This window comes from Planktothricoides raciborskii GIHE-MW2 (assembly GCF_040564635.1).
Taxonomy (GTDB): Bacteria; Cyanobacteriota; Cyanobacteriia; order Cyanobacteriales; family Laspinemataceae; genus Planktothricoides; species Planktothricoides raciborskii.
The window spans coordinates 5349081-5375081 of sequence record NZ_CP159837.1 but is presented as its reverse complement, the minus strand read 5'-3'; the positions used below and the strand labels follow the sequence as shown (position 1 = coordinate 5375081).

The 26001-nt window shown below is 46.0% G+C and carries 22 protein-coding genes; 6 read left to right on the top strand and 16 right to left on the bottom strand.

Annotated features, from left to right (window positions below):
• Nucleotides 1-169: 169 nt before the first annotated feature.
• Together ABWT76_RS22990 and ABWT76_RS22985 are read right to left on the bottom strand one after the other, a co-directional pair.
• Nucleotides 170-385 (bottom strand): transposase, encoded by a 216-nt coding sequence (locus ABWT76_RS22990; RefSeq protein ID WP_082348833.1) that lies wholly within the window; start codon nt 383-385, stop codon nt 170-172.
• Entirely contained in the window at nt 330-680 is a 351-nt protein-coding gene (locus tag ABWT76_RS22985) for a transposase (RefSeq protein WP_082348832.1), read from the bottom strand. The genes ABWT76_RS22990 and ABWT76_RS22985 overlap by 56 nt, the downstream gene beginning before the upstream one ends.
• Nucleotides 681-1214: 534 nt before the next feature.
• On the opposite strand from ABWT76_RS22985, the gene ABWT76_RS22980 reads away from it, so the two are divergent.
• Complete coding sequence (locus ABWT76_RS22980; RefSeq protein WP_304437841.1) at nt 1215-1373, top strand: transposase; 159 nt, start codon at nt 1215-1217, stop codon at nt 1371-1373.
• Nucleotides 1374-1790: 417 nt separating this feature from the next.
• On the top strand, nt 1791-2873 hold the full coding sequence (locus ABWT76_RS22975) for a hypothetical protein (protein WP_054466073.1): 1083 nt from the start codon (nt 1791-1793) through the stop codon (nt 2871-2873).
• A 438-nt stretch (nt 2874-3311) separates the two neighbouring features.
• Here the strand turns inward: ABWT76_RS22975 and ABWT76_RS22970 are convergent, their stop codons facing one another.
• The 10 genes from ABWT76_RS22970 to ABWT76_RS22925 form a co-directional block, all read right to left on the bottom strand.
• A complete protein-coding gene (locus tag ABWT76_RS22970; RefSeq protein WP_255353184.1) occupies nt 3312-3539 on the bottom strand; it encodes a DUF5829 family protein in 228 nt (75 codons plus the stop codon).
• 429 nt (nt 3540-3968) lie between these two features.
• Nucleotides 3969-7919, bottom strand: coding sequence for a PatA/PatG family cyanobactin maturation protease (locus ABWT76_RS22965; RefSeq protein ID WP_054466072.1), 3951 nt, complete (start codon nt 7917-7919; stop codon nt 3969-3971).
• Between the two features lie 125 nt (nt 7920-8044).
• Nucleotides 8045-9019, bottom strand: a complete 975-nt coding sequence (locus ABWT76_RS22960; protein WP_054466071.1) for a DUF5838 family protein — start codon at nt 9017-9019, stop codon at nt 8045-8047.
• A 76-nt stretch (nt 9020-9095) separates the two neighbouring features.
• On the bottom strand, nt 9096-10811 hold the full coding sequence (locus tag ABWT76_RS22955; protein ID WP_054466070.1) for a DUF5838 family protein: 1716 nt from the start codon (nt 10809-10811) through the stop codon (nt 9096-9098).
• Between the two features lie 250 nt (nt 10812-11061).
• A complete protein-coding gene (locus ABWT76_RS22950; protein ID WP_054466069.1) occupies nt 11062-11304 on the bottom strand; it encodes a DUF5837 family cyanobactin class RiPP in 243 nt (80 codons plus the stop codon).
• 127 nt (nt 11305-11431) lie between these two features.
• On the bottom strand, nt 11432-13762 hold the full coding sequence (locus ABWT76_RS22945) for a TOMM precursor leader peptide-binding protein (RefSeq protein ID WP_054466068.1): 2331 nt from the start codon (nt 13760-13762) through the stop codon (nt 11432-11434).
• 52 nt (nt 13763-13814) lie between these two features.
• Complete coding sequence (locus ABWT76_RS22940) at nt 13815-14018, bottom strand: cyanobactin biosynthesis PatC/TenC/TruC family protein (protein ID WP_054466067.1); 204 nt, start codon at nt 14016-14018, stop codon at nt 13815-13817.
• A gap of 123 nt (nt 14019-14141) precedes the next feature.
• On the bottom strand, nt 14142-14393 hold the full coding sequence (locus ABWT76_RS22935) for a cyanobactin biosynthesis system PatB/AcyB/McaB family protein (RefSeq protein ID WP_054466066.1): 252 nt from the start codon (nt 14391-14393) through the stop codon (nt 14142-14144).
• A gap of 160 nt (nt 14394-14553) precedes the next feature.
• Nucleotides 14554-16575, bottom strand: a complete 2022-nt coding sequence (locus ABWT76_RS22930; RefSeq protein ID WP_054466065.1) for a PatA/PatG family cyanobactin maturation protease — start codon at nt 16573-16575, stop codon at nt 14554-14556.
• A gap of 749 nt (nt 16576-17324) precedes the next feature.
• On the bottom strand, nt 17325-18602 hold the full coding sequence (locus ABWT76_RS22925; protein WP_190878889.1) for a VWA domain-containing protein: 1278 nt from the start codon (nt 18600-18602) through the stop codon (nt 17325-17327).
• A gap of 159 nt (nt 18603-18761) precedes the next feature.
• Here ABWT76_RS22925 and ABWT76_RS22920 point away from each other — a divergent pair, with 159 nt between their 5' ends.
• The 3 genes from ABWT76_RS22920 (at nt 18762) to ABWT76_RS22910 (ending at nt 21090) form a co-directional block, all read left to right on the top strand.
• Nucleotides 18762-19421 carry an ATP-dependent Clp protease proteolytic subunit gene (locus tag ABWT76_RS22920; protein ID WP_190878887.1) on the top strand — a complete coding sequence of 220 codons (660 nt, stop codon included), beginning with the start codon at nt 18762-18764 and terminating at the stop codon, nt 19419-19421.
• A gap of 114 nt (nt 19422-19535) precedes the next feature.
• Entirely contained in the window at nt 19536-20132 is a 597-nt protein-coding gene (locus ABWT76_RS22915) for an ATP-dependent Clp protease proteolytic subunit (protein WP_054466062.1), read from the top strand.
• A gap of 301 nt (nt 20133-20433) precedes the next feature.
• Nucleotides 20434-21090 (top strand): DnaJ domain-containing protein, encoded by a 657-nt coding sequence (locus tag ABWT76_RS22910; RefSeq protein ID WP_190878885.1) that lies wholly within the window; start codon nt 20434-20436, stop codon nt 21088-21090.
• Between the two features lie 174 nt (nt 21091-21264).
• Here the strand turns inward: ABWT76_RS22910 and ABWT76_RS22905 are convergent, their stop codons facing one another.
• The gene (locus ABWT76_RS22905) at nt 21265-21474 is read right to left on the bottom strand and encodes a hypothetical protein (RefSeq protein ID WP_054466060.1); all 210 of its coding nucleotides are present in this window, start codon (nt 21472-21474) and stop codon (nt 21265-21267) included.
• A gap of 219 nt (nt 21475-21693) precedes the next feature.
• On the opposite strand from ABWT76_RS22905, the gene ABWT76_RS22900 reads away from it, so the two are divergent.
• Nucleotides 21694-21897, top strand: coding sequence for a hypothetical protein (locus ABWT76_RS22900; RefSeq protein ID WP_054466059.1), 204 nt, complete (start codon nt 21694-21696; stop codon nt 21895-21897).
• Nucleotides 21898-22061: 164 nt separating this feature from the next.
• Here the strand turns inward: ABWT76_RS22900 and ABWT76_RS22895 are convergent, their stop codons facing one another.
• From ABWT76_RS22895 to ABWT76_RS22885, 3 genes are all read right to left on the bottom strand, one after another.
• Nucleotides 22062-22778: a HEAT repeat domain-containing protein gene (locus tag ABWT76_RS22895; protein ID WP_054466058.1), complete on the bottom strand. Its 717-nt coding sequence runs from the start codon at nt 22776-22778 to the stop codon at nt 22062-22064.
• 458 nt (nt 22779-23236) lie between these two features.
• Nucleotides 23237-24079, bottom strand: a complete 843-nt coding sequence (locus tag ABWT76_RS22890; protein WP_054466057.1) for a pentapeptide repeat-containing protein — start codon at nt 24077-24079, stop codon at nt 23237-23239.
• A gap of 232 nt (nt 24080-24311) precedes the next feature.
• Entirely contained in the window at nt 24312-25781 is a 1470-nt protein-coding gene (locus tag ABWT76_RS22885; protein ID WP_190883050.1) for a BamA/TamA family outer membrane protein, read from the bottom strand.
• Nucleotides 25782-26001 lie beyond the last annotated feature (220 nt).

Sequence of the window (26001 nt, the reverse complement as noted above, 5' to 3'; positions counted from 1 at the left end):
GTTTTTTGTTGTTTGATATTTGTTATTTGTTTTTGGCTATTCAAAAAATAAGCTCAAATAACGAATAACAAATATTACATAATTTTTATGTTTGATTTATTAGACAATAATATATTTAATCAAAAACTTAAATATTTATAATAAAAAATAGCTACAGCTTGTTCGCTATTTAATTAGTACAATAACAGCATTTAGTAAACCAGTTCTTAAACGTATGTATTGCAATCAGCATCAGAGCAAGTTCAATTAACTGTTCTAGCACCGACATTGCTCGTGTTGGGAACATTCTTACCAGTGACTTCACTGTTGACCACAACATAGAAATCGGATTAAAGTCTGGTGAGTAGGGTGGTAAATATTCTACTCGGACTCCCGCTCTCGGCAATCAGTTCTTCGATACCTTCCCTTTTATGGATATTAAGGTTATCCATAACTACCACATCCCCTGGATTCAGCTTCGGAACCAGATCCGGTTCCACAAACTCCTGAAAATCTTCTCCTTTCATCGAGCCTTCAATTGCTTTTTTCGCTACAACTCCTTCAATACTTATTGCCCCAATCAAGGTCATTTTTCTCCCTTTATAAAAGTATCTTAAACAGAATGCCTTTTTACCCTTTTCACTCCTGGCTATCTCCCGACTCATCCCCACCCAGAATGCTGTCTCATCAATGAATATCATTTTCTCCTCTGGTACATCTCGAACCCTCTCCCGGTAATCAACGCGCTGTTTTTGACCTTACCGATGTTGCCAATCGGCTCGGTAAGTTTTTTTGTAGGGGCGATAGCATTCGCGCCAGTGGTTCTTGGTTGAAATCACTAGCCCGCTCCGCGAATGCTTCGCCCAGTCCAAGTTTATTGAGGAATTCACACATTCCTCCTACACTGACATAAACATCCGGCTCTGTGAGGAGATATTCCCGATATTGCCTCACTTTCCAATCGGGGTTATCTTGTACCATCCGAATAATAAAGTCTCGATAAGCCTCTAGTTTTCCAGGACGCTTTGGTCTTGGTTTTTTAGGGGTTATATCAAGAGGTTTCGCGAGCTTTTTTGATATAACTATAGACAGTGGCAGGACTAATCATAAACTATTCGGCTAGTTGCCGAATAGAGCCTTTGCCCAACTTATAAGCAGTCACCACTTTTTGTCTAAGATCAATAGAGTAACTTCCCATGTCTGAATCTGGTCTGCATTGATTACAGCTTCAGTTTATCACACAATTGTTACAAAAGTTTACTGAACAAGCTGTAATTGAAAATTTCTTTGCGAGACTCAAGCAATATCGCGCCATTGCTACCGTTTACGACCAGACCGCTAGAAACTTTTTAGGCGCTATTTATTTGGCGGCTATCGTTGTCTGGCTTAACTGATAACAGATGCGGGCTTCCGCACTCGTCACAATCACTCCTTCCCCTCTAACTGATGACACGCCCTGGTACAACTGACGCATTTAAGCTTTTACCGTGGGCTTCTCGTAGATAGAGCGAACACAAATATCCTTAGCCATAAGGTCATACCAGGTTAGTTGTATGGAAAAAACGCTGATAATTTCAGAAATTAGACCCCACAATAAATCGAATCTCCCAAACATTGCCGATTAATTTTCATTAGCTTAAAAAAGTCTTATACTCAGAAACCGGATTTGGGGATCCTCAAGGTTGATTCATGGTTAAGAAGGAAGTAAGTGTCGCTCCCCCAAATGTAATAATACTTAATCAGGCAAAATAGATCCAATAACGGAAATCATGTTATTGTTATACTGTTGATTATTTAACAGATTTCACAGCATGAGTCAAACAGAAGTAGTTATTCCTACAGTGCGTCCTTGCCAAATTGAGAAAAATGAAGTCGAGCCCGTTGATTTAGTAATTATTATTGATACCAGTCCCTCGATGAGAGATGAAGCGCAGGATCTTAGTAATGCCGCCCAAGCCGCGATTACTTCCGCTGCTTCAAGTTGTCCTTGCGATTTGAGAGTGGCGTGGTTTGGGATTGAAGGGACTTGGAAAGGAACACATTTTAACCGGACAATTCGAGATTATCTGATTAAAGAATGTCAAGTTTCTGACTCAGATATTCGCGGGAGAAAGCGAGGTGAATTAGCCGATGCTGGCGCTCAAGAAGATGCGGCGCGGGCGATCGAAGATATCTGTAATCATTTCAATTGGAGAGCGGGCGCTACGCGGGCGATTTTTTATCTAGGAGATGAAGCTTTAGAAGGTGGTGGTGATAAAACTGAGCAGAAAGATATCATCGCGGCAAATAAGGCTATTCAAACCGCTAAACAAGAGGGAGTAACTCTTCACACTTATTTTGGTACATCTAAGAGTAAGTTTCGAGATACTATCCAAACAGAATACGCGAGACTGGCAACAGAAACAGGGGGACAAGCTTTTAGCGATCGTGATGCAATTAATGGTTTTGCAGAGGTATTGAGCAAAATTATTTGTAATACTCGCGCCGTTGGTATTTATTTGGATGTTCCGCAACCAATCCCCTGTTTTGAGTTAAAAAGTGCCAACAAACCCTTGACTACTAAGGGGGCAGAAACTGTGACAATTACCGCGTATAACTGTTATTCTAATGTCACTTTTAAGGGTGTAAAAGTGGTGTTATCTGCCGTGATGAAATCAAATGGCTCTCCTGTATTAAATCTAGCAAATGGAGAACCTGTAGTGGCGATTAAACCTTCTCCTGAAATCGATTTTGGCGATTTAAATCCTGTAAATAATCAAGGCAATTATCCATCGGTGAGCAGAGAACTGATTATTGAAAATAATGGCGAAGACGGTGGAGAGTATGCCTTAAATATTGATTCTTTTTATCAGGCAGAATTTAATTTTATCGCCTCGGATAAATTTGAATTATAAATAATAAGTCAAAACAATGAAAATATAATATTATTTATTTAGGCTATTTTGTGAGATAATATTATATGTTCATTGTTTTGAGTATTATTTTTGAAAGCGGAGTTATTACCGAAAGCAAACGTTATACAGAAAATCCTAAAGTCAACGTTTCAGTATTAGTTTATATGCTTTTATGATTTATTTGTGAAGGATAAATGATAAAATATTAATATTTTTTTAATCATAATGAAAATGAATGGCTTAACATAAAAAAACAAAAATAGGTAAGTATTTTGTACATACCTATTTTTCAAGGAAAATCAAACAAATAGTTGAATTAAATATCAACAATTCTTTTTGCCGCATTTACCGATTGATTGGCAGCGTTTTACTGTAAAACAGTTTTAGAAAGCGGGTTTTCTTGCGATCGCCTTCGGAAAGTTCTTTGCTTTCTTGTAATCAGGATTTTAGTTTTTCCTCTACAAGATCAATCTGTCCGGCTGGTTGAATATTCAAACCAATACCGGAAAAACCTTCTTTCAACCCTTGAGCACTTCCGGGCGCAAAAATCTCAAGATAGGCATATTTTCCCCTGAGATAAATTACCGCCCAACTCTCTCTATCAGTTTTTACGGTATCTCTGGATATTGTGCAAAATTCTTGGCTAATGAACTCTGATTTGGCGATTGACTATAGGGTTTCTGTGTCGAGAGTAATAAATAAATGGTTAAATTCTATTCCCATGTTTCTATTTTTTGAACCTGATATTACAGCGTTTTTCAGATTAATAGAGTACCCCTGTAGGGGCAAAGCATGACCGTAGGGGCAAAGCATTCCGGCAGTAGATTTCTGCTTTTAAGCGATAACGTATATACCGGAATGCTTCGCCCTAACCCAAAATTTGTGGTTCAGCCAATAGAAAATGTTTAGGGGCAAAGCATTCCGGCAGTAGATTTCTGCTTTTAAGCGATAACGTATATACCGGAATGCTTCGCCCTAAGATTTCTGCTTTTAAGCGATAACGTATATACCGGAATGGGCGGGTCCTAAGAAATACGATCGCACTCATTCCATCACTCAGTCGCCCCATCACCCCATCACTCCATCCCCCGTCCGCTATTGACTGTTGGATTGACCAGGAATAGACCAGCGTTTGATGCTGCCGATCGTGACAGGCAAGTTAGCGGCTACATCTAGGGTAAACCGGAACACCCGACGCGATCGCCGACTGCTGTCAGGGTCAAAGAAGGTGAGCAAGACATCCCAGCAATCACTGCGAATGCGGCAGTAGGGGCTTTTCTCCACGGAGATGGTGTCGAGTTGGCGACCAGAGGCGATCGCTTCCGCAAAGACAGAGACAGCTTGGAAAATGTTGGTGGTGGCGAAGTTGAGGGCGCGATCGCGGGAAGTTTGGCCTAAGTTATGCAGGTCATAATACACCCGATTTAGGAAGGCGCTGATGGCTTCACGGACGATCGGTTCTCGATCGGGTTCCAGGTTGCGGACGGAAGCCAGGGCCGGGTTGATCAGGGCGTTGACCGTCCAGCCATACATTCCTCGTAGGTCATGCACCGTCACTACCGGCACCACTTCCCCAGAAAAGAGTTCCACCGTGCGGTTGGTGCGACGGGCGGCGACACTGATGCGTTCGACAAATTCATCGCTGGTTTCTGGTTCCAGTTGTCCGGCCAACATCTGCAAGAATATTTCGTAAACGTCGCTGGCAAAGGGGCCTTTTGGTTCTAAGGCATAGAGGGTATTTTGCTCGAGGTTGAGAGTCCAAATCAGCGATCGGGCTTCGTCCGGGTTGCGATCGAGGTGTTCAACCACCTGACGAGCATCATAAGGATCTGGGGGAACCATGATCCCATCCAGTTCAAACGGAGGCATCAGTTGCTTGAAGGTATCTCGGCGGGCTTCATCGCCAAAGTCGTATCCCAGAGTACCCAGAGCATAAACATCACCAGCAAAGGCGGTGCTGGTTTCGATGTTGGTGGGTTCTGCGGATTCTTGAACAGTGGCGATCGCCCCGTCGGTAACGGCATTTTCTGCGATCGCCGCCACAACAGCCGAACTAGGGGCTGAACTGGCTGACATCGCTGTTGGGGTAGGTAGGGCATAACCAGCCCATTCGGTGCGGGTCACTTGGTCGCCTGCAAAGGAAATAGTGACAGAAGGTCGTCCAAACAGGACTTCCATTGCCCCAGCAATATTGACAAAGCCGCGCATACAGCGTTCCGGTTCTTCTACCCGCTTAGGATCGCAAGGAATAGCGGTGTTAAGGAGTGCCATACGGACAGCCTCTGCATCAATGGGTTTACCTTGTTGTAGCTGCAAACTCATCAGCAGCGCAGCGATTCCGGTGACGATGGGAGCCGAACCACTGGTTCCTGTTCGCAGTTTCGGTTTTTCACTACCGAGTTGCGCTCCCCAAATGTCATCACCCGGAGCCATAATCCCCTCTTGGGTGTAGTTGCGTCCCCAGTTACTATAGTGGGCAGGTGGACTGCCTAAATCCATTGCTCCGACCGGAAGGACTCCTGGCAGGACTCCTGGCAGACACCAATATTCACCCAAACCATTACCCGCAGGCCCAACAATCAGAATGTTGTTATCCAAGCACTTCTGTACCGCTTTAGCCAATAGCTCTTCCCCTTCGCAGGTTTGGGTAGGGCGACAGAACCCACAGTGAATGATATTTGCCCCTAAATTCAGTGCTTGCTCAAAGGCACGGGCTAGGTTCAAAATACCAATAGATTCCTCGGGAATCCCCGTACTATTAACCGGCAAATTAATCAGGCGACAGTGGGGAGCAATACCAGCAGAAGGGGTGTTCTCTTGACCCACGATGATGCTGGTGACATGGCAAGTATGGTCATCGACTTTGAGACGGACTATCTGCGGTTCTGGAAAAGCTGCCTTAAGGGCTTCTTCTTTCTCCTGTTTCGTGCGATCACTATCATCAATCGCTCGGTATTTGGCATAGTCTTCTGCGGAAAACGGTTCTGGCGTGTCGTGCCAGTAGGGAAAGACTTTAGAAATTTCAGGGCTTTGGAAACAAGAGAGGGAGTGGTCGGGGTTGCCTTCGAGAACCACAATCGTGATGCGGGGGTCGCCGAGAGTTTGGTTACGGAGGTAGGCGAGTCCAGGGACGCGATCGTCGAGGTCGTGAGGATGGAGCGCTACCAAAGCTGGGGAGGCAGAACTCTCAACCTCACTGGCGGAAATCGTCGCCGATTCAATTTCATCCGGGATAATATCCGATTCGGCTTGGCTCTCTGATACTTTTGAGTCCATGACTTCAGTTGTGGACTCTGATAAAGCCGACAAGTTAACCGATTCCGTCTCACGTCCGGAAACGGCGGCATCTGTTGTCTCCATTGAGGTTTCTAAAGCCTCCGAACGAACCGCCTTACTGACGGTTTCCGCCGCTTCCCTCAATCCCTCGTCAGAGGAACTCAAAGTCTCTGTCGGTTGGATTGAAGAAAGAAATCCAACATCAGCCGGATCTGGTTCCGTCTCACTCCGAGTTAACTCAGCCTTACTCACGGAGATACCTACTTCCCCTGACTCTTCGGAGGCATCAACATCTTGAGCTAACTCAACTCCACTCGCTCGCAAATCCCTTTTCGGTAGAGAGCTTAACGTGAACTCACCCACCGCCGACTCTTCCACATAATCCAAACCTGCTGCTTGTCCAAAACCATCGCTATCTCCATATCCCCATGCACAGGGAGCCAGACCCATATTCGTCGCCACCAGATAAAAATTTTGCTGCAATACTCCCACGTGTTTCAGCACTAACGAGTAGGCCAAGGAACGATACTTACGGAACAATCGCCCAAACCGCGCCGTAATCACAAGAAGGACTTGTGGTGTTCCCAAATTGCTTGGGAGGTTGTTTGGAAGCTTATAGCCTGATAGAGCAAAGATATTGTCTTCTGCTCCTATAATCTGCTCCAATTGGTGATTGAGTGGGTCGTAGTGATACAGCCCTGTGTCCAATCCTTCACATCGTCGCACCACTGGATAAATTTCTAGCTCATACATCGCTCCGCCGCCAGGGTACGGACGACTGGCCAACTCGCCATAGTCAATGTCCGCGTCAAAATCGAGTATTTCTCGCCAATTTTCACCAAAATACTCCTCCACTGAGCGAATATCTTTGATCCGGGCAGTACGATAAAGCAGTTCGCTGAGTTGTTCAACTGTAACTGGATGAGCTTCATCACACTTACGGATGGACTTCCGTCTCTCGATCGCTTCGGTGAGCGTAGCATCGTTATACTTCAACGCCCCCAAGTTCGGATGGGGTAGCGGCACAATCCGATCGCTCATGGGTGGTTTCACTACTGGGAAATCTGACCACTGCTCAATGTTGGTGTCCTGTAATGGATAGTCATGGCGACCCCCGCGGCTGCGGCTGTGGAACAGGAGGTTGTGAAAGTCCCAAAGTTGAAGCGAGGGAGGTTCGGGGTCAGCCGTCAGAAACCCTGCGACCCACAATAAATTGAGAAACTGATAGGCGGTTTCTGCACCCAAGTAGGGGGGAGGTGTGACAGCTCCTAAAGATTGAGGTTGAGCTAGTTGAGTGAGGATGGCACTAGCTCGCCAGTCGAGGAGCTTGACCCGAAACTTCGACAGGGGGGACTCCAGCACCATTGTGCCTTCGTAGGGACGCTGATAGGCAAAACGGGAGAGGGCGACACGGGTTTGTGTCCAGTAGGGTTGGGCTAGATTTAACTCAGCCGAGTCCACCATCGGGATTGCCACTGCTAGGGGCAAGACGGTATAACTCAACCAACCCCGCTCATCCAGTTGTTTTAGCATCTGCCCGAACTGTTCCCCCACTGCCTGACCTTCCAGTTCCGCTAACTTTTGTACCAGTAATTCGGGGGTACTACTGCCAGCCTTAAGACTATCAAGAACCATCGTGATTCCAGGGGTTGTCGCCAGGGTGAGTAAAGCGGTGGGATCTGCTTCTACCGAGCCCAGGGTATACTGACTTTCAGTGCTGCTCACTTGGACAGAAGGATTTAGGGAAACTGCGAAGGAATGAAGGCTCATGGCGGTGAATAATAAGATTAGGACAAGAATAGTTGGAAATCATCACATTCTGATAATGGTTCGCAAAGCTGTCGGCTCCGATTAATTAATCAAGTGATGAAAAGTGATGAAAAATGTTTTGGTGTTTAAGGACTAATTCCAACCTGTTGTGTGAAGCGCAATTTATCTAAATCCACTTGACATGTATCACTTCTATTGTACAAAAACCCATAGTTATTTAACCGATTACTTTCCATATCTTGCTCTCGGGCATACACAGTAGCATAGGTAACACAGTCAAGACTCTGATAAAAGTCATAAATTTTGTCGCCCAAGCTATTGAATGCAAAATATTTTGGGATTTCTTTGATATCAAAAAAGTGAAAATACAATAGGGGGCTTGTCTTTTGCTTAGAAAAACTTGCTGCAATCCCGTCTGAAACATCAAATAGAGAAATCACTTTTTGTGAAAAGTGTTTTCGTATATAGGCAGCAAGATAGCTTCCAAAGTTGCCTCGCTGTTGGTATTTACCTCCGGGCGAAATCGCCCATATTTCTATGTTACTACGACCATCCAGGAAAAGATTAAATCCAATTAAGCTACCATCTTTTAGCAAAACTTCTGTCACTTCAGCCGAATAGTTAGCACCATCAAGTGCGAGAGCTGTCATCACTAAATCTTCGTTACCTTCCCCAGGATGGAGGTGCATATATACCTTGATTAGAGAATCCTGAAGTGTCGGACGTAAGTCAATGCCGATGGTGTTAGTTTCGATTTGGCTAGAGTTAATGTATAGGGATGAAAACTGATCGAGCAAGTTCCGATTAATTTGAACGCCCACTCTGCTTTCAACTTTGTCTAAAAATTTTGAAGCATCGACCAGCGATCGGGGCCAAGTTTCTTCATAGGTAGCAACTTGAAAGTCGCTTGCAAATAAGCGATCTCCTTCAACATGGCAAGTGGGTTCAATACCACAGTAGCCTTCAATTTCAAGAACAGCTTCTTCAAAAAGAGGTAGAGGAAAGCAAGGCTCTACATCAAAAGCATCCAGATGAGTTCGTATGAAACGGAGTCGCTGCTCTCGTAGATAATTATGTGAAAATCCAGAAGTTATCGTCATAATTGTATTTGCTTATGAAAGAGCTTGTAAATATCTAAAGTGGATAATCAATACTCATTGAGAGTGGGTTTTGGGTCTATATTAATCTCAAATTCCTCTGATTCACAAAATCGTTCATGTGATAATACATTTTTACCCTCTGAATAGAATCGGCATAAAAATCAGATTCAGGAATCCCGATATACAAATCGTGAAAGACTCGGTTTCGATAGTGAGCGTGGACTTGCTTAACCATTTGATTTCCCAGATAATCAACGGCACTGTTGGGAGATTTAAAATTATTGAAATATAGAATATCACTATCGTTATCCTTGCTAATCCCAATTTGAACGCTTCTACTCTCATCAAGGAGAGGTAGTGCTTTTGCAGGTAGTCTGGAAGTTAAATAGGCTTGAACATCCGCTCGCTGGAGATCGGCGGGGAAAAACGTGGGATAGACTTCTACCGCAGCTCGATTGTCCAAGAAAAAGTCAAACCCTACTAATAACGTCCCATTAACTATTAATTTCTGCCAATCACGCCGTTCGCCGCAAAGTGCTATGGCAATTGCGATCTTTTCTGGATAGTCCCTGATGCTAAAATACAACTTGATCCGTGAATGTCTGAGTTCTGGGCGAACGTCAACACCAACAGTTACCATATCTACTTTAGAAGGGTCTAAACCTGTAGCTAAAAACTGCTGAAGTAAACTCCGATTAATCTGAAGTTCTGGACGTTCTTCTATGCGATGGGAGAAAGATAGAAAATCCTCAATATCGATCAATTTCATTGCTGGATCAGAGACAAAAACTTCAGAGAGATAAGCAAAACGAGAGGGATAACAACGTTCTTTTTCGATATTGCAGCAACAGGCAATCGTCCCTCCTTTACCTTTCCTTGGTTTTCTAATGAATTCTTCAAACAAATTTAATGGATAAGAATTTTCAATCTCAAAAATTTGCTTGTGTTCTTCAATATAGCGTAAATTTTCTTCATGGCGATTCCGAGCAGGACTGGAGCTAACGCCAGCAGGTTGAATTCGATTTTGAGTTTTAGCTCTGGCAGGTTTTACCGCTTTAATTTCTCCAAAAAATAGAGGCGAATTAGGGTGGAGCAAGTTTTCACAAATCAGACGAAAAGCCAGGGCTGGCATTGTCATCGCCTGGTTTTCGTCATATTCAATGGACTGGAATCCCGCCTGCTCTACAAATTCAACCGTTTTCTTAATGGTAATCACATGACTGCCATACATTTCTTGCTGCTTGGCTTCATCAAGCGATTGTTGCTCGAGCGCAGAGAGCGGAGGCTCTTTGACAAAAAGACCTGTGATATATAGGGTTCCTCCCGGACGCAGCACCCGCTTGGCTTCAGCTAGGACTTGGGACACCTGATTAGAATACTTGATGCTGTCGTTGAAAAAGACCACATCAAAGACTTCGTTAGGAAAGGGTGGTGCATGAAAATCCCCCACTTGCACCCGTACCCGATCGACCAAGTTAGTTTGGGCAATCCTAATTTGGGCTTCTGCCGCTTCCACGTCAGAAATCGTTATTCCCTCAATCCGCGTCCCAGGAAAAGACTGGGCAATATGAATCGCCGGAATTCCGGCGCCACAACCCGCATCAAAGATATAGTTTCCAGGTTGTATCCCCATACGAGCCGCTAGATCAAGATTATGGGATCTAGCGACCGGATCGGGAACCATTCGACTAAAGTTAATGGAATTTTTGTTATAAAAAGCACGAACTTTTTCGACTTCAGATGTTGGGCTGGACTGAGTAGGAACACTAGGACTGATAGAATTATTTTGCATAATATTTTGAGGGTGATAGGGGTTAGCGAAACAAGTATTAGGCTAACAATCTTTTTTCTAAAAAAAGACGAGGTAAAGATAAGGAAGACAAGACTTGATAAAATGTCTGCTATCCCAGCATCCTTATCCTCGTCTTTCTACTAAAGCCTAGCGACCTTTCCTGTTCAAATTTATGACAGTAAACTGCCATATTCCCCAAGGTGGACTAGGCTGAATATTTGATTGGCTAGCTATTGCCAATTCAGGTGATTTAGGCATCACCATCATCGTAGGAACAGCAAGGCACGAAAGAGGCATCTGCCCCATCGTAGGAACAGCAAGGCACGAAAGAGGCATCTGCCCCATCATAGGAACAGCAAGGCACGAAAGAGGCATCTACACCGGCACCACCGAGAGCTTCCTCGGAGAGTTCAGCCAAGTGGCTGGGGAGTTTACCACTGATGCCACGGATGACGGGTTTGCCTTGGTTGGGCAGGAGGTTTTTCTTGTCCATTGGAGTAATCCTCATTTTGTTTGTTGACCCGTTGAGGTGGGTCAGTCCTCTTCTTCATTGAGAAGAAGCCTAGTGGGGCGATATTTGTGATGTAGTGAAAGCAAGTCGCCCCTAAACTTTAAAAAACTTAAAATGGCATCGGTGTCGGGTTCATCTGTCCCTCCGTGAGCGGTTCCGCTAACCATCCCAACTTCACCGGCACATCGTAGAGCCGACCGGCCCCAAACCGCGACCAGAAATGCCGCATCCCTGGCACAATTACCTTAACCACATTCAAACCAATGTCCGGTCGGGTTTGATCCACCACCAAGGTTTCTAAACCCGCTTGCTTGGCAATCTCCACACAGGTATTCACCTCCGCGTAAATATCATCTCCCCACAGCTTGGGATAGTCCTGAGCCGTCTTGAGGGGTTGGGTGGCATCAGGAAGCAAATAGGGATGATCCGCCAATTTCGCATTCACTAACCAATCCTTTGCATCGCTTTTCAGGTTCTCGTCTGGCACTTTATCCAGTTCCAAGCCTATTTGACTCACTTCGGTGAGGGTTCGGATAATGGCAACAGTTGGGTCAAGGTGCGCCCCAAAGCCTAGAATCAGGCGTTCCGAGCTTCCCGTTTTCCGATTCGACACCCCCACAAAAGCGGGAATGCCTAAATCTGCGGTCAAATCCAGCACCCACAAATCCCGATCGTTTTCCCGATAGAACTGCTGCAACTGCACAAAATACGGCTCATCAAAGCTGCTCAAGTCCACTGCCGGACGGCTGAGACGGTTGTACCACCACAACCCGACGCTATCACGCTCTACCAATTCCAGAAACCCTTGTAGGATGGCTTCTTCTAGGGTGTTCCCAGCAGCATTACCGTTGGAATCACCTCTGGCGAAGCGGTGTTCTGGGGGCAAGGGATAATGGTAGTAGCACATTGCGGTAGGCAGATACTTATGGGTCTGCTCTGTTAACGACCATACGGGCGTCCATTCAATGGCTTGACTGGCATCAAATCGCTGGGGAATCCAATCGTGAGCTACTGTTGCCTGCTCGTTGAGGGCTTCCCGGTTAGCATACTGGGTGTCGCTAAAGCACAAACATTGCTCTGGATGAATCGCCAAGTCTCCCAGTTCCGCCAGGGTTGCCCGTTTGCGGGGTTCATCCCCCTGAAAGATCCCCGAATAGCGTTCCACTGCCTCACAAAAACCACTCGCCTTGGATTGGCTATCGGTTTTGCCTTTACCAGAACTCTTGTGTTTCAGGGTGTTGCGTAAACCCCGCAAGGTAGTAGCAGCACCGAAGCTATGCCCCGCCCGATAGGTATGTACCAAGGGATTCGCGGGGTCAGTGATCCGCACCAGTTCCGTCACCACTCCGGTTATCGGGCTGATTAAGTGCTGGTATTTCTGCACCGTCTGTTCTGGTGTTGTGGCGCGGTGGCCCCCATCCTGGGTGAACAGCTTGCGACGGGATTCTAGCTTCAGGGGTTCAAAGCCTCGCCGCTGCAAAATTTGCGGTTCGCCACAGCTAGGACATTGGGGTCGTCGGACGAGAACATGACTTTTCAAGTCGATAACTGTGTGATTAAAGGTGATAATCTTGCCGTCCAGAGTGGGAAAGAACACTGTTCCCGGTGCAGTGGCATTGACGTATTGCTTGACAATGCACTTGGCAATCTCCGTGGCGGCAAACTGTAGCCCGGTTTGCAAGGTGGAAGGTAAGGTTGCCTTGGCGGTGGGCAAGCAGCCGATCGCAGAACCGTTCTGACCATTGCGTTGCTGCTGGGCTTGCTTTTGCCGCAAAACTGACGATTCAACTTCCCGGTTGCCCCGGAGGGGATGGGCTAGACAGCCCCAACATCCGGTCTTACCCGGAACAAACACCGGCCCTAGCCACAGGACACTGCCTACAGGCTTAACCAGCAGCCAAGTTTGTTGGCGCTCTAGTGCCTGTTTATTAATCTTGGTGAGTTCCGGCTGCAAATAGTCATCGGTCAACACCACGTTCAGTGCTGTTGCAGAATCCTCTGCTGTGGGAGACTGCACGGAAATGCCAATGTCTTGCAGGGCTGTGGTTAGGGCGGCTACTGTCACTTCACTGATATTTTCGCCCACCGTTGTTAGGGTGACGGGTTGCCTTAAAGCTGCCGCCGCAACGGGGGGTGCAATCCCTAACTCGCTCCAAAATGCCGCCACTTCCGGGGAAAGTTCTGGGGCAGCCTCGGTGAGGTAGCCCTTTTCCGTCAGACGCTCCAGTACATAGTCGATGTATTCTTCTGGCACTTCCCCATCCAGCTTTTCCACAATCTGCTCGCGATTGTGTTGCCCATCCAAGAGGGGCAAAATCTGGCAGTACAGTTGTCCGGTGAGGGCATAGTTAGCCTGTTCGCCCAGGAGATACACTTGCTTGGGTTCGATTACCTCGACATGAAAGTGGGGCTTAATTTGCAGTAGTGGAGTGGATGGCATAGAGCAAAAAGTCAGTGATTAAGTAGACAAATCAATTAATACAAGCTAGGAGTTATGCCCAGATGCGGCCTCGTCGGAAGGATTTGGGCTGATCTTCCTGCGCTTTGGCGTGTTGTCTCACGTATTCCCACCAGTAAGAATAATCTTGCAGCCCGGTCTGGGAAGTGGGTACATAAGACTTTTTCGGTTCGGGAGTAGAGGTGACTTCGGTGGTGGAGACTTCTGAGGCTCTTTCTGTTGTTTTCTTCTTAGCCATAGTTTCAGTTTCCTTTTTCGGTTGTTTGAGGTGGTAAGTTGGGTTTCGTTGGGTTTCGTTCCTCAACCCAACCTACATTATTCGTTGGGTTTCGTTGGGTTTCGTTCCTCAACCCAACCTACATTAATAGAATCGTCCCATGCCCCCAAAGCCACCCCAACCCTGACTGGCTGCACTCGCACTGACACTCGAGTGCATTACTTGGTTGAAACTACGGTTGGCAAAGGCTGGCGGATCGTTATAGTTGGCGGCATGGAGCAAATCCATCCGAATATGCACCAGATCCTCGATCCGACCATTTTCTAGATCCACGCATAGGGCGGGCTGGATAAAATGGGGACGTTTGACAGGAGGAGACAATATAGGTAGTCGCATGGTTTAAGATTCTCCGCTATAGAAACCGGGTTTCTATGACAATTTTGCTGGGATTACAGAGATTTTCTAAAGAAACCCGGTTTTTGTAGATTTCTCACATTGGGATGTTCGAGTGAGAGTGCAATAGTCAACTCCACTCTCACTAAGCCAGTACAACTCCTTAGTAAGGAGAAGACCAAGAACGAACTTCGCCGAGAGTGACAGGAATTAGGTCACTTACATCAATTGTAAAGCGGAAAATTTTCTTGGCTCGACGGCTGTTTTCTGGATCGAAGAACTTCAGCTTCACATCCCAACAGTCGCTATCTATCCGACAGAAGGGACTTTTTTCAACCGTAATGCTGTCGAGTTCCATGCCAACGGCTACTGCTTGGCTGAAGGTTTGGGCAGCTTGGAAAGCGTTGGTGACGGCAAAGTTGAGGGCGCGGTCTTGGGAAGTGGTTCCCAGGTTGCGTAGATCGTAGTAAATCCGGTTGAGGAAACCATCCAAAGTCTTGCGAATCCGGTCTTCGTCGGCAGTTCCGTCTTCCGCTTGCACTGCTTCCATCGCCGCACTCACCAAGCTGTTGACCTTCCAGCCGTAAATGCCTCGGGTTCCCAGGGGTTCAATCACCGGAACGATTTGACCGGAGAATAGCTTGACCTTTTTCCCAGTTAAAACACCAGGGATGCTGACCCGCTCAACGTATTCAGCATCGCTCTCAGGCTGGATTTGACCGCCGAGTAGTTCGTGGAGGGCGCGGTAAGCATCGGCGGCGAATGGGCCGGTGGGCGCGATCGCATAGACTGGAGTCAGTTCAATGTTGAGTGTCCAGATGAGCGATCGCGATTCAGAGATATCGTTTGCCAAGTAATCCACCATCTGGCGGGCATCGTAGGGGTTCGCTGGCACCATCGTCCCGGCAAACTCAAACGGAGGCATCAATTGCTTAAAAGAGTCCCGACGGGCTTCAGTCCCGAAGTCATAACCTAGAGTTCCTAAAGCATAGACAATTTGACCGAGATCGGCAATTTGACTAGGGGCTTCGCTGGCGGTGACAGAATTAGCAGTAATGTTAGACATTGGTGGCATTGCTGGTTGTTGGGGTACAGATTTAATTAGATCTTGCAAGTTAGGGAGATTATTACTCGGTCTGGCTGCTGATGCAGGCTGTGTTTGTCCAGCCGCTGTATTCAAAAGCCCGTGCGGTCTTGGGGTTTCCCCAAGTAGAGCAACTGGCGTACCGCCACCACAACCGCATCCTGCGGCTTCTACTTCTGATGATGCATCAACGGATGCCATTGATGCAATTTCCTCTGGCATATTTCCTCCTGTTAGTAATGTGACAGATCCAGAGATGTTGAGTTTGCCTGCCAAACAGCGAACGGTCTCCGCAGGCAAGTCAAGGTTACAGGGCAAAGCACTCTGCAATAACACTTGACGAACTTTTTGGGGGTCAGGGTTTTCCCCTCGTTCCCGTTGCAGACTCAGCAGCAACGCCGCCACCCCGGAAACAATGGGTGTGGCCAAGCTTGTCCCGCTGAGGGTCTGGGTTCCCCCACCGGGTTTTGCCCCCAGAATGTCTTTCCCAAGGGCAAGGATGCCTTGGGTTTGATAGGCTTCGCCCCAGTTGCTGAAGTCTAGGGGTTTGCCATTGGCATCCATCGCGCCCACTGCGAGGACAGCGGGCAGGGCAGCCGGAACGTGCAGACATTCGCACCCATTGTTACCAGCGGCAGCGACGAGTAAAACATTTTTCCGCGCACATAATCGCACCGCATTCTCCAGCCACCCGTCCGCTTCCCCAAAGTCAGTGAGTTCACCACCGCTGAGATTGATGATGTGGGCTCCAGCATTCACCGCCTGCTCGATGGCTCGGGCGAGGTCTAACTGCGACACACCTCGGCGATCGTCTGAAAATACGGGAACAATGACCCCTTTGCATTTCGGGGCAATTCCCGGCACCGAACTCCCTGGCTGACCAAAGATAATGCTGGAAACATGGGTGCCGTGGGCTGACATATTCCCATCAGGTCGAGCTTCCCCTTTCACCAAGGACGGCAAGCGGGTCAGGTCTGCGCCCTCAAAGCAAGGATGATCTCGATCCACTGGGCCATCCAAGACCGCAATGCAAATATTCTTATCTCCTTGAGTCATCGCCATCAGTTCTGGCAATGCCGGTATCCCAAAAATCGCAGACATAAGTTAGTCTTGTTGCCCCATAAAAACACAAAGAAACACAAACTAAATCGTTATCGTTTACGATCCTATTTATTCATAGCTTTATCATCGAAAATATGGCTCAATTAACTTGAGTTTTTCAGATAATAATTCGTAATTATTTTATTTTATCACAAAACATCACTATTAATCTCTATCTCATGGAGATGAAGACTATAGATAATTTCTCAATTCAATCATTTGGTATATTGAAAGAAAATTATTAGATCCTAACTATTGGTTTATATCTAATAATCCCCATACCCCGCATTCGCGGGGGCAGGCTTGTTCTCTCGATCGATTATTTTTAACGCATTTAGAACCAACCCCAATTGATAATATCCTCTGGGTTTCGTTTTATTATTTAGCGTTAACCTTATTCAGTTGAAGTTCCCTTTTGTTTCTGAGGACATAGTAGTCGAATGCCTATTGTTTGGCAATAGCCTGACTAAGCTTTGTAATTTTTCTTTACATTTCATTCATTTATTTATCTATCTATCTATTTATCAATATTTTTTTGAACGATCTATCCTGCTAGTGAAAATCCATAAATATTAAGAAATTGTAAAAAAACCAGTATGGAGATGAATGGTTTTCAATTTTATAAAAAAACTAGGTCAGTATTTTTACTGACCTAGTTTGGGGAAACAAGGAACATAATCTGTTGAATTAAAAATCAACTATGTTTGAATTTTGAACTGGGCTGCATTTACCGATTGATTGGCAGCGTTTTACTGTAAAACAGTTTTAGAAACAATGCGGGTTTTCTTGCGATCGCCTTCGGAAAGTTCTTTGCCTTCTTGTAACTGAGTGGCACTGCCTTGTAAGACTGTTGCTGCCCCGCGATCGCCCATTTGCAGAGCAGTTTTGGCCGCAGTTTGTAACATCGTGGCAGCACCAAGGCGATCGCCTTGTTGTAATTTTTGTTCGGCAATTTGCGTTTGGCGATACTTAGCCAAAGCTAAAATATGTTGTTGGACTTCCTCATTCGGATTTGGTCGATAACTAGCCAGCACATTAGCATCCACTAAAACCGGATCGGATAATAAACCTTTTTCTCCGGTTGCCGGGTTATCATAACGGACTCGCAATTGCGCGATCGCCTGTCTGCCTTCAGGCAATTGACCAATATATAAATTAGTTAAAATCACCCGTTGACGTTCGATCATTAAATCCCCTAAACGGACAGAAAATTCCCCATCTTTTTCTGGGTTAATCGGCAGTTCAATGGTTTCTGGGGCAACTTGGGCAATGGGTTTCAGTTCCGCTAAACGAACTTTTGGCATTAACTTAAATAACAAATAGGCATTGGTCAAAGTGACAGATTGGATCCGAGTAAAAATCTCATCAAACACCTCGATCGCTCGATCGGGACGCTCAATATAGCTCAGAGTCCCACCGGCAGCATCGGCAATTTTTTCCATCACATCTTGGTTCCAATGATCGCCAAAACCCAGGGCATTGAGGGTAAAGTTATGGTCAGCAGCGGACACAGCCAATTTCACACAGCGATCGTTACTACCATGTTCATTTTCCCCATCAGTCAAGATAAAAGCCTGGGATACCGTATCTTTTGCCCCTTTGCGTAGTTCCTCTATGCCCAGTTTTATGCCTTCATCAATCGCGGTGCCCCCATCCGCTTTCAGGGCTTGAATCCGTTTTTTCATGGACTGGAGAAACCCGGTTTCTTCAAGAAACCGGTTTTCTATCGCTTGATTGGGGATAATCACTTTGGCTCGATGATCGAAAGCCACTACGGAAATGCGATCGCCCGGTTTGAGGCGATGCATCAAGCGTTCCGCTGCTGCTTTCACCGTTTCCAGGGGTTTTCCGTTCATCGAACCACTATGGTCAAGAATTAAACAGAGATTTATGGGCACCGAACTGGATCCGGAAGCATGGGCGATCGCAGAAATAGCGGCAATAGAAGTACACAGTTGACGTTGGTTATTAATTTGACCAGCATCAAGGTTGGCATCATTTAAAGCAGACTGTAAATCAACTTTCATCTAGATAGCCTCTTGGAGTAAAAAAAATCACAGGGGTCATGGTTCCATTCTATCGATCGCCCCAAAAACAGAGGCGATCGACTAATTAACGCTGATTAACGCTGATTAACACGCTACTATAAATAAGAATATCGCCATGATTTCCAAGCACAACAGGATATGAACTCACCCATTCAGGCAGTTCAAGCTCCCTATCGAGGAGACGCTTACTATCGGACACCCCCCCCAGACCTACCCTCCCTTTTATTAAAAGAGCGGATTGTCTATCTGGGTTTGCCCTTAGTGCCTGCCGTTACGCAACTGATTATCGCGGAACTGCTCTACTTGCAGTACGAAGATCCCGAAAAACCGATCAACGTCTACATCAACTCCACTGGCACCTCCAGCTATAGTGGTGAACCCGTTGGCTTTGAAACGGAAGCCTTTGCCATTTGTGACACCATGAGATACATCAAGCCTCCGGTTCACACCATCTGCATTGGTTCCGCAATGGGAATGGCCGCAATGCTGCTCTCTGCGGGAACCAAAGGCTGCCGTGCTAGTTTGCCCAATGCCACCATTGTCCTGCACCAGCCCAGAAGCTACACCAGAGGTCAAGCCACTGACATCCAAATTCGGGCGAAAGAAGTTCTGGCGAATAAACAAACCATGATTTCTATTCTCAGTCGGAATACAGGTCAACCGCCGGAAAAAATTGTCAAAGATATGGATCGGATGTTTTATTTGACCCCACAAATGGCGGTCGAATATGGACTAATCGATCGCGTCTTTGAGAGCAAAAAAGAATTACCCCACCCAATTCCAGCCGGTGTCAAGTAGGGGCGAACGGCTGGAAAGCCCCTACTTAGACCAATTTGAGAACCCAAAACTCTCTTTCCCGAGAGATATCGCTGATTGCTGCCCTCAAAAGAATTGAAAACGGAGAATTAACTTATGCCAATTGGTGTCCCTAAAGTTCCTTACCGGATGCCCGGGTCTACTTATACTGATTGGATTTCTATTTACAGTCGCCTCGCTAGAGAGAGAATCATTTTCATTGGCGAACAAATTGATGATGAATTGGCCAATGAAGTCATCGCTATCTTGCTGTATCTTGATTCTGAAGATGCAGGCAAAGATATTATTCTCTATATCAACTCCCCTGGGGGTTCTGTCACTTCCGGCATGGCGATTTATGACACCATGCAGCACATTAAATCCGATGTGGTGACGATTTGTGTGGGCTTGGCGGCTTCAATGGGATCTTTCCTGCTGGCAGCGGGTGCCAAAGGCAAGCGTTTAGCTTTACCCAACTCTCGGATTATGATTCACCAACCTTCTGGTGGCACCCGAGGACAAGCGACGGATATTGAGATTGAAGCCAGAGAAATTATTCGGATTCGTCAGCAACTCAATCAAATTTATGCGGATCGCACGGGTCAGCCTCTGCAAAAGATTGAGAAAGATATGGATCGCGACTTTTTCATGTCTGCGGCAGAAGCCAAAGAATATGGGTTGATCGATCGCGTCATTGAAGAACGTGCTGATTAATCCCTAACCTCCAGGGCGGGGGGTGTGGGTCGGTGTGGGGTGTAGGGTGTGGGGTGTAGGGTGTGGGGGAAGAGGATGCATAGGATGCATAGGATGCATAGGATGCATAGGATGCATAGGAAAATTCTCTATTCTCTTTTCTCTATTCTCTTTTCTCTCTTCCCCCCACACCCCATACCGATGGCGGCCCTACACCCTACACCCTACACCCTACACCCTACACCCTACACCCCTGCCGATGGCGGGCCCCTATTTCTACGCAGCATTACTATATCCGGGCGGCTTTTTTTTTGAGCAAACAATGAATATTGGAGATTGTTATCAAATTTTAGGATTAAGCTCAAATGCCACGATCGCCGAGGTTAAAAATTCTTACCGTCGGTTGGCAAGGCAGTATCATCCTGATGTGAATCCGGGAAATTCCCGATCGCAAGAACAGTTTATTCAGATTAATCAAGCCTATCAGAATCTAATTCACTGGTTGGCGCAAAATAGTCAGCAAATTGCGGGGATTCCTGCCCCACAGTCAGCGGAAAATTCCCCAACAGAAACCCGCCAAAAAGCGGCTCAACCGGCGGCGTCAAATCCTACCCCCGAAGTAGGGGCGATTCACGAATCGCCCCTACAATTTCAACATCATCCGAATTTGTCGGAATTTGACAAATTGCTCAAGCAACGGGCTTATGTGCAATTACAACAATTATTAAAATATCAACGGTTTGCCCGGGCGATCGCCTTGGTTGAAGGCTTAGTTCAACGCATTCCTCAAGATACGGAAGTGAGGCAATGGCAGGCGATTACTTATCAACGTATGGGCAGATATTTAATCGATATGGGTGACTTTGAGAAAGCACAAATTTATCTCAAAAAAGCTATCAAAACCGATCCGTTAAATCGTTCTCTGTTGTCTGAAATTCAAAAAGAATTCTGGCGTTTACAAACTTTAGTGCCTTCATAGTCATCAACTTAACGATTTAAATGGTATTAATATTGTTTTTAATTAATTTTTGATATTATTTTTTATGATTCAGCTTAAAACTATTTTCAACTATCAAGAAAATAAAGCAAAAAAATCCACAGGCGATCGCCGTGGATTTTAAATATTTTTTATGGAAAATGACTGATAACTTAATTAATAGCTACTGACTAAATATTTGTGATTTTCAATCGCAGAAATTCTCGACTCTTGTAGTAAATAACCGTAATTTAATGCCTGCTGCAAATCAATCAGCGCATCGATGTCGTCTAACTGACAACTCTGGTATAGTTGCCGAATGTTGAATTCTGCCTCGGCAGATAAATAATCACTCTGAAAAGCCTGTTGGACAACCTTGCGAATCATAGTTAACAATAAATTGCTTTGTTTCTTTCCTCTCTAGATTAATTGTCCCCCGGTTGGCGGGAAATAGCAGTGATGAAGGTTGGGCAAGGTTGGTGAAATTTAGCATAAGTTTGAGCGATCGCGTTCCTAAGTGGGTTGTGATCTACTTCACAATCCAGTTGACCAGAAAATCCCATTTGCAGACATAGATCCCGACGATCCCCCGATGTCAAGAATGCGGTGAATCAAGGCATCACCACGGCCTTTAAACATTTTACCGAAGCTGGGCAATTTGAGGGTCGGAACCCCAGTCCCTTCTTTGATACAGCATTTTACTTGGGTCGCAATCCCGATGTGGCGGCGGCAGTGCAAAACCGACAGTTATCGGCGATCGAGCATTTCATTAAATTTGGTCAGACTGAGGGGCGGATTCCCCGGGCCTAGCACGAAAGGCCATTACCAGTATGAACGAATTAACCAGTCTGCGGATTTAAAGCAAATTGGTTATTGGTTATTAGTTAGTGGTTATTGGGGACGAATAACCACTAACTAATAACTGATAACAAAGAACCAACAACTTCATTTCCTGGGTGGCTAATCATCGATGATTACAACAATCCATCCATTTCTAACTCTTCAATCACTTGTAAGCCACGGGGATCTCCTACCCGCAACAAGGAAGACTTGGCATCTTCGCGAACTCCCATATCGGTATCTTCTTCCAAGGCTTCAATCAGAGAATCAATGGCACCCGCATAGACCACATTTGAGGGGAGTTCCCGACAAAGCTGTCCGATCGCCCAAGCACAGTTACTTCGCACGGCGGCAATGGGGTCTCTGAGTAATGCTTGAATTAACGGAGGAATGGCGGCCACCACCGCATCATAGCCCAGGGAGCCAAGTTGTCCCAGGGAACTGGCAGCCCAAAGGCGAACGGCGGAAATATCAGTTTTTAAGGCATCCAAAAGGGGATTGAGGGCGCGGCGATCGCGACAGTTACCCAAAGCCCAAACCACTCCTTTACGCACATAGCCATTCCAATCTTGATTCAGCCGTTCAATTAAAGATTCCACCGCATCAGCACTGGGATTTCGGCCCAAGGCATAAGCAGCACTCACCCGAATTAAGGGGCAAGGTTCTTTTAAGAGATTAATTAAATGGGGAATCGCTCGTTCATCTTGAATTTCACAGAATGCTCGTGCGGCGATCGTGCGTTGTTGGGGATCTGGTGATGTTAACAATGGCAACATTTCCTCTGGATCTGGCTTAACCTCTGTTGACGGGTCAATCAGATCCAGAGGACTTTCAATTTCAGAAGCATTCATCTCTACGCCACTTGCTCTACTTGGGGAGACCCCAAGACCGCAGTGGCTTGTGTTTAGATCGTCATCATACATATTTCTGTTACATCCCGAACCCTTGATTTTTCCGTCAACGAACCTGATGAACTGTTGATTAATCTGCACATAATCGGCAAATTCTTATATATTTTATCAGATTTGATCCAGTGTTCTATGACCGAGATAAGTAGGTGAACATAATTAATTGCACTTTTTGTTACCCACCGTAAATCCTTGGATTCCCGCCTGTAGGAAGGAGAGAGAATAGAGAAGAGAGAGTAGAGAATATATTTCCTCTTTCCTATGCATCCTCTTTCCTCTTTCCTCTGATGGGGTCTGTGGTGCATTTATTTCTGCCCACCTACTTATGAATGTGCCATACAGATATATTGTCAACCAGGAATCTGGCTCACTCATGGTGAAGAGGCGCGACTTAATATGAGTTAGTCGGTTCGATAATCAGGCAGAATCGCACCTCTCAGGTCGGATCCATCCAAACAAGTCCGGGTTAAGTTGGCGCCCCGCAGATCCGCTCCGACTAGATTCGCTTGTTTCAAATTAGCGTCTGTCAGGTTGGCTTCTCGCAGGGTAGTCCGACTTAAATCCGCCCAACTGAGATTAGCGCCTGTCAGATCCACTTGATTTAAATTAACCCCACTGAGATTTGCCCGACTGAGGTTAGCTGAGGTTAGGTTCACCCCCGGACAAATAGCGTAAGCGCCGGCTGAATTTGGATCGAATCCTTCGGGAAACTGGGTCTGTGAATCCCAAAGGGCTGCCGTGAGATCCGCATCGGTTAAATTACACTGACTCAGATCGGCACTTCTTAAATCAGCGTGGGCTAGGTAAGATCCACTCAGATTACAGTAAGTAAGTTTCGTCCAGCGAAAATCCACTCCCATGAGAAATGCGTTGCTCAAATCGCTGTCGGGGCTAATAAAATAAGCTCTCATCACCTTGGGATCAAAGCCTTCAGGAAATTGGGTCTGCATATTGTACAGAGACTGGGAAATATCTGTGCCGCCCATATCCGCCCATCGTAGGTCGGCGCCGCGTAGGTCGGCGCATTTGAGGTAGGAACCCCGCAGGTCAGCCCCTTTGAGATCGGCGCCGCGAAAATCTACTCTTCTTAGGTAGGCAACACTCAAATTTGTGGCGGTGAAGTTGCTATCCCGGAGAATTGCGCCGGTGAGGTTGACGCCACTGATATGAAGTTGGCTAAAGTTTTGTTTGAGAAAAACCCTTTCTCCACTGGCATATCGGGTCAATAGATCATTAAGTTCCATGAATTTTTCATCCCAGAAAAGCGCTGAAGAAAATCATACTAGGACATTGGTGCAGTCATTCCAGAAACTTAATTTTTTTCATCATTATTTTTTGGATCATTTTTTTCATTATTTTTTGGATCATTTTTTTCATCAGTCCATTAGGGGCAATCGATCGATTGCCCCTAGTAGATGTCCGGGAATCAATTTCCCTGCGGTGGTGAGGAATGATGGGTTATTAGTCTGTTAACTGTTAAAAGCGATCGCCTAGTTGGATGTGAAAAGAAAAATCACCATCATCATTTATGCCCACTTCGCCTCTGACTTGGCCAAAAGTCGTCAGTAAACGGACGCCCACGCCGCCACCAAAACCATTACCCGGTTTCCCCCTTACCTCTGCGGGCTGACCAATCACGTCATCTCCCGATCCAAAATCGGTGCCATAGTCGAAAAAGAAGGTGCCACCCAAGCGAGAAACAAAAGGCCATTCCAGGTCATCGGCGATTAAAAAGCGATATTCAACCGCTGTGGTGATAAATCGACGACCACTGCCCACTTCGGCACCACCATAGCCCCGCACTGAGTCACCGCCGCCAATTTCAAATGCTTGATACGGGGGTGCATCCCCAAAAATGTTACCGCCTTGGACACCAAAAGCGATCGTGCTGGAGCCGATAGGAATAAATTGACTGTAACTGCCCACCACGCGAGTCATGCTAATTTCGCTATCTCCCAACGGGATGGACTGTTCCCCACTGAGTTGAAATCGATAGCCCTCCGTCGGCCAGTTGCGATCGTTGCGACGATCTTGAAATAGCCCCGCCCCCACCGTAAGTAAATTATCAATTCCTTGATTACTCACGGTGACTCTATTGCCAAGTTGATCGCGAGAAAACACTTGATCGGTCAGACCAGCATTACGAATGGCCACCCGCTGATAATTAGCCCCAAAACTCAAGATCAGACCATCACTGGTCAAAGGTTGGAAAAATTCCACCCCTCCACCGAGGCGATCGACCCAAGGGATATGGTCATGGATCAGATTGACTTCTGGGGATCCATTCAAAAAATTGTTTTCTGGATTTCGGCTATTAAACACTTTAACTTGATAGCCAAAATCATACTCTGGACCATAGTCTGAATCATTGAACCAAGGATCTGTATAACTAAAACTGGCGCCTACGGTTTTCTCTCCCCCTTCTAAGCCAACATCAATGATCCCATTATTACTGCCTAAATTAGAGACTTCTAAGTTTAACCCACCATAAACTCCTTTTCGGCCTCCCACTCCTGCCATTGGTGTCAGCAAAACTTGGGGTTTTCCCTCTTGAAAAGCACTGCGTTGAGCCAATATTTCATCGGGTTGAAGTTGTCCCCATGTTTCCAAAATGATTGGCCTAGATGCTGATTGATATTCAACCTGTAAACCTTGAATTAACTCGGCATCTGAAAAAGTTTCTGGGGATAAAAAAACACAATTTAATTGTTGCATAAAATCACTGGCGACGGCATTTTCTATCGGTGCGTTACTCGTTATGTTACAATGGCGATCGCGCATTAAAGTTAATCGTAAAATTTGGGGATCAACTTCGGTATTCTGTGGTGATTCAATCCCAGTAAAAGAAGTCTCGTTGACCAATAACTGGGGATTTATAGGCAATGAATATGTAGTTTCTGTAGTCCTTAGTTGAGCATAAGTTGAGGTGGATAAACCCAAGGTCATGCATATCGCTGCCAAATTGATGCTTGTTATGCGGTAAATTGGGTAATTTAAGGTGAAGATTATTTTCATATTGACATTTTTGGGGTTTAGCATAAAATATCAAACTTATTTTAGGGTAAATTAGGGGAAATTTTACCCCGAAAAGGATAACCATGTCGAGCGATATTGAACCGATTTGAGAGGTTATTATAAAGTTTAATATGTCTCAAACCCTTGATTG

Coding starts and splice junctions, on each gene's coding strand:
- ABWT76_RS22930 (WP_054466065.1), bottom strand. CDS start 16,575: ATGTCTGCGATTTTTGGGATACCGGCATTGCCAGAACTGATGGCGATG.
- ABWT76_RS22910 (WP_190878885.1), top strand. CDS start 20,434: ATGAATATTGGAGATTGTTATCAAATTTTAGGATTAAGCTCAAATGCC.
- ABWT76_RS22925 (WP_190878889.1), bottom strand. CDS start 18,602: ATGAAAGTTGATTTACAGTCTGCTTTAAATGATGCCAACCTTGATGCT.
- ABWT76_RS22920 (WP_190878887.1), top strand. CDS start 18,762: ATGAACTCACCCATTCAGGCAGTTCAAGCTCCCTATCGAGGAGACGCT.
- ABWT76_RS22965 (WP_054466072.1), bottom strand. CDS start 7,919: ATGAGCCTTCATTCCTTCGCAGTTTCCCTAAATCCTTCTGTCCAAGTG.
- ABWT76_RS22940 (WP_054466067.1), bottom strand. CDS start 14,018: ATGGCTAAGAAGAAAACAACAGAAAGAGCCTCAGAAGTCTCCACCACC.
- ABWT76_RS22955 (WP_054466070.1), bottom strand. CDS start 10,811: ATGCAAAATAATTCTATCAGTCCTAGTGTTCCTACTCAGTCCAGCCCA.
- ABWT76_RS22935 (WP_054466066.1), bottom strand. CDS start 14,393: ATGCGACTACCTATATTGTCTCCTCCTGTCAAACGTCCCCATTTTATC.
- ABWT76_RS22975 (WP_054466073.1), top strand. CDS start 1,791: ATGAGTCAAACAGAAGTAGTTATTCCTACAGTGCGTCCTTGCCAAATT.
- ABWT76_RS22915 (WP_054466062.1), top strand. CDS start 19,536: ATGCCAATTGGTGTCCCTAAAGTTCCTTACCGGATGCCCGGGTCTACT.
- ABWT76_RS22905 (WP_054466060.1), bottom strand. CDS start 21,474: ATGATTCGCAAGGTTGTCCAACAGGCTTTTCAGAGTGATTATTTATCT.
- ABWT76_RS22945 (WP_054466068.1), bottom strand. CDS start 13,762: ATGCCATCCACTCCACTACTGCAAATTAAGCCCCACTTTCATGTCGAG.
- ABWT76_RS22950 (WP_054466069.1), bottom strand. CDS start 11,304: ATGGACAAGAAAAACCTCCTGCCCAACCAAGGCAAACCCGTCATCCGT.
- ABWT76_RS22895 (WP_054466058.1), bottom strand. CDS start 22,778: ATGAATGCTTCTGAAATTGAAAGTCCTCTGGATCTGATTGACCCGTCA.
- ABWT76_RS22890 (WP_054466057.1), bottom strand. CDS start 24,079: ATGGAACTTAATGATCTATTGACCCGATATGCCAGTGGAGAAAGGGTT.
- ABWT76_RS22885 (WP_190883050.1), bottom strand. CDS start 25,781: ATGACCTTGGGTTTATCCACCTCAACTTATGCTCAACTAAGGACTACA.
- ABWT76_RS22960 (WP_054466071.1), bottom strand. CDS start 9,019: ATGACGATAACTTCTGGATTTTCACATAATTATCTACGAGAGCAGCGA.
- ABWT76_RS22985 (WP_082348832.1), bottom strand. CDS start 680: ATGATATTCATTGATGAGACAGCATTCTGGGTGGGGATGAGTCGGGAG.